The sequence below is a fragment of the Ruegeria sp. TASC047 genome (assembly GCF_059612445.1).
The window spans coordinates 1-4,304 of record NZ_JBXWQP010000012.1 but is presented as its reverse complement, the minus strand read 5'-3'; the positions used below and the strand labels follow the sequence as shown (position 1 = coordinate 4,304).

Here is a 4,304-nt window from a genome sequence, read left to right as displayed (position 1 = left end):
TCGGTCTCTTGTTTGCCATTCGTGGTCCTCCGTTTCCTAAACATAACGGTGGACCAGTTCAGTTGGGGAGGCTCAGGAGATCTGGAGCCAGAGTTATCTTCGCGTTGGATTGGAACGAGCTGGCCGGGCAACCCGCATTTTTCGCTGGGTCCGCGCAAACTGTTTACGGACGGGGCGTTTCAGTTACAGACCGCGTATTTGTCCGCTCCATACTTCAAACCTGCCAGCCCTGATAATCCTTGTGGAATGACCTATACCTCGCAAGAGCAGTTGGTTGCGGATGTAGAAAATCTCCACAATCAGGGCTTGCAGATTCACTGCCACTGCAATGGCGATGCCGGTGCCGAGATGTTCATAGATGCGGTGGAAAAGGCGCTTGTTGCACACCCGCGCCAGGATCATCGACATACCATTATCCATGGCCAGGTTCTGAGGGATGACCAATTGGAGCGTATGGCCCGGCTTGGTCTGACCGTCAGCTTCTTTCCCGCCCATGTCTTCTTTTGGGGGGATCGTCATTACGATACTTTCCTGGGGCCCGAGCGAGCCGAACGGATATCGCCAGCGGCGTCAGCCGAACGGTATGGCGTGCGATACACGATCCACAACGACGCCTCGGTCACACCGACGCGTCCAATCCATCTTGCCCATTGTGCGGTGAACCGAAAATCCGCTTCTGGCCGTGTGCTCGGCGAGGATCAGAAGATCAGCGTTATTTCAGCCCTGCGGGCCCAAACCATCGAAGCCGCTTGGCAGGTGTTCAAGGAAGATCAACGCGGATCCATAGAACCGGGTAAAATTGCAGATTTTGTTGTTCTTTCGCGCAATCCACTGCACGACCCGGACCGCCTGTCAGACACTGTCGTGCTTGAAACCATCCGCTATGGCGAAAGGGTTTTTTCCGCTGTGTGTACTGAACAAGAGTTTGAGCACGCATAATGGCGACCAAGCGTATTGTGATCGCGGGGTTCCAACATGAAACCAACTGTTTCGGTGTAACGAAAGCTGGGATGCCTGAGTTTGAGATGGCGGATTCCTGGCCGGGAATGCTGCATGGTTCACAGGTTATTCTGGAAACCGAAGGCATGAACCTTCCGATCGCGGGTTTCACCGCCGCGGCACAGGCAGCGGGATTTGATGTCATTCCCGTTTTGTGGTGCTCTGCCGAACCGTCCGCCCATGTCACCGATCATGCATTCGAAACGATCTGCGGGATGCTGTTGGACGGAATATGGGGCGCAGGCCAGATTGACGGAGTCTATCTTGATCTGCACGGAGCTATGGTCTCCGAAAGCCTTGCTGACGGTGAGGGAGAGCTTTTGCGTCGCGTTCGTGAAACTGTGGGTCCAGACGTTCCAGTGGTCGCAAGTTTGGACCTTCATGCCAACATTTCCACCGAAATGGTCAAACACTCAGATTACCTGTCGATTTTTCGCACTTACCCACATTTGGATATGGCGGAAACGGGTGCACGATGCGTTCCAGTCTTGCGTCGCCTGCTGGCGGGTGAAACCCTATACAAAACGTTCCAACCGGTGCCTTACCTGATCCCCCTGCATGCGCAACACACGGGTTCTGCGCCGATCAGTGATATCTATCAATTGCCTGTCAGGTTTGAACAGCAAGGCATTCTGGCAGAGATCGCTCTTGGTTTTACGGCGGCGGATTTTCCTGACACCGGACCATCCTGCCTTGCTTATGCCTTGACTGCTGAAAAAGCGGCTGCCGCTGCCAAAGAGATTGTCAGCATGTTCCTGTCCCGTGAGGCTAATCTTGAATGTAAGATGTTGTCTTTGGAAGAGGCCGTTTCCACATGTCGTCAAAGGCGCGAAAAACCCATCGTTCTAGCCGATGTTCAGGACAATCCGGGCGCAGGCGGAACGTCAGATACAACGGGGCTGCTGGCCGCTTTGATTGAGGGCGGGGTAAAAAACGTTCTGATGGGTCTGTTCCATGATCCGGAAAGTGCCATTCAGGCCCATGCGGCAGGGGAGGGCGCACGGATCATTTTGGCTATCGGCGCAAAGTCGAACCTGGCCGGACATGTTCCATTCAGGGCAGAGTTTGAAGTGCTTTCCTTAAGTGATGGCACATGCCGCTATACCGGTGAAATGTATGGCGGCGGAACAGCTACGCTTGGCAAGACAGCTGCGCTTCGCTTGGTTGGACACGACGCCGAGATCGACCTTGTCGTCACAAGCATACGAAACCAATGCCTGGATCGCGCGCATTTCACACACATCGGGTTAAACCCTCTGAGTTATTCGGTGATCTGCGTCAAAAGCACAGCGCATTTCCGGGCGGATTTCGAACCAATTGCAAGCCATGTATATGCGGTTGCTGCGCATGGGGTTTTCCTCTGCGACCTTGGAAAGGTCCCTTATATTTGTGTCAACAGAAGGTTGGCCAACTGTCGCCATACCTCCTTTGACGTGATGTGAAACGAAAGTTTGTTGACGTGCGATATGCCCCAATGGATTCAAATATCTCGACCCCGAAGGGTCAGCCTTGAGCCGTCCACATAAACCTGACCCCAATTGGATCTTGAATACGATTCTCTGAGGCCAGTCGGCCAAAATGCATCTTCATACACCAGTTGACCCACGTCTCTCTCGGAGCTTGTTACAACGCAAAGGCAACTTGGTCATCACTGAATCGTTTCTTCGGCATAGATACACTTCTCTCGCACCAGAAATGTATCCGAGGCAATCGCAGCGCGATCAGCATCTCCTACAGAGCGGGGTCAACATTACCAAAAGAAGCTGTCATCCTCCAGCAAGGATGCAATTGTCAGGTTGGCATCCTCTTCTGACACATTGTCTGTGGGTTCATGCAACACAGCTTCCAGGATGGTTGTCGAAGGCCCGTAAATGTTGTTTTTTACGCAAGAGACAACCAATCCATAGATATCTTCCTCATCCTGGAAGGTGGGCAAGTCTGGCACGAATTCCAGATAGTCGACATCTTCGTCCCATTCGGAGGCACCGGACTCCTCGGCCACCGTCACGGTATTGTTTTCGGGTGCCAACAAAGCGCTAAATTTTGGTTGAGCAGGACCGATGGTCCCATTTCCATCAATATCGTAACTGTAGAAGACTTCGACATCCACAACATTGGCAATGGTAACGCCGCTTTGGTATTGCCCCGAAGCATCCGTGGTCCATTCGGCATATGACCCGTTGGTGTTCAGCCACAACACCTTGTAGCCACCGCCCGACGCTTCGGCCTGGAGTGCCTGCCAGCCCGTCAAGCTGTCTGGCCCAATTGCTTTGCCGTTATACGTCAGGTTGATGGTACCGTTGATCAGATACTCGCCGCGGGTTGACGACGCGAGCGTTACCGACCCGCTGGTCTCGATATTGGTTGTGGCGTGGCCAGTCTGGCCGTCATTGTTTAGATCAACACCATAAAAGGCTTCGACATCCACGACATTGGCGATGGTAACACCGCCTTGGTATTGTCCCGAAGCATCCGTGGTCCATTCGGCATATGACCCGTTGGTGTTCAGCCACAACACCTTGTAGCCACCGCCCGACGCTTCGGCCTGGAGTGCCTGCCAGACGGAGCCCGAGTTTTGCACAACTACCTGACCACCATAAATCAAAGCAATATTCGAACTGCCACCATCCAGCACATAAACTCCATGGTTGGCAAGTTGCAACGTCGTTCCCTGAGTATCGATATCTGAAAGATGCATCGCAGATTTGATATTCGACCGGGTATACTGCTGTAGCCCGTCAAGAAACTGGACCAACTCTACGTCGTCTGCAATCGTGAAAGTTGTGCGCGTGATGACATCCAAAAACTCGTACAAGACGCCGTTTTCAAAAAATAAATAGTTGCTTATCGCGCTAACGCATCTGACAGTGTCGGTTCCGGTTCCACCCGAAAACGTACCTGCGTTGCTCTGCACAACAGCCAGATCATTGCCCTGGTCCCCAAAGACCTGGTCAGCACCGGCACCTTGGGCCACAAAAATGATATCGTTGCCTTGGCCGCCATAGATGGTGTTGTTGTTGCTTCCGTTGGACAGCGAGTGAATGGTGTCGTTTCCGTCGTTCCCGCGCAAGACGTTCTGCGCCGTATTTCCGATAATGATATCAGCGCCCGACCCGCCCGACGCGTTTTCAATCACAACGCCGTGCGCGATTGTGAAACCACCTTTTACCCCAGCGGCAAAGGAAACCGCCCCACCGCCCGTGGCGGAATAATCCAAGGTGGCAGCCCTTAGGGTCAGGACTCATAGCCAATAGATGACGGTGGCCGCCAGTGCGATGGCTGATAGGAAGACCTTTGGGCACCTG

At 53.3% G+C, this 4,304-nt stretch carries 3 protein-coding genes; 2 read left to right on the top strand and 1 reads right to left on the bottom strand.

What is annotated here, in order from left to right:
* A partial coding sequence (locus tag AC2FLO_RS01275; RefSeq protein ID WP_496811608.1) for an amidohydrolase occupies positions 1-939 on the top strand: 939 nt, incomplete at its 5' end.
* Positions 939-2,441, top strand: coding sequence for a M81 family metallopeptidase (locus AC2FLO_RS01270; protein WP_496755243.1), 1,503 nt, complete (start codon positions 939-941; stop codon positions 2,439-2,441). The genes AC2FLO_RS01275 and AC2FLO_RS01270, both read left to right, overlap by 1 nt.
* 308 nt (positions 2,442-2,749) lie before the next feature.
* On the opposite strand, the gene AC2FLO_RS01265 is transcribed toward AC2FLO_RS01270, so the two are convergent.
* The gene (locus AC2FLO_RS01265; protein WP_496755245.1) at positions 2,750-4,216 is read right to left on the bottom strand and encodes a M10 family metallopeptidase C-terminal domain-containing protein; all 1,467 of its coding nucleotides are present in this window, start codon (positions 4,214-4,216) and stop codon (positions 2,750-2,752) included.
* Positions 4,217-4,304 lie beyond the last annotated feature (88 nt).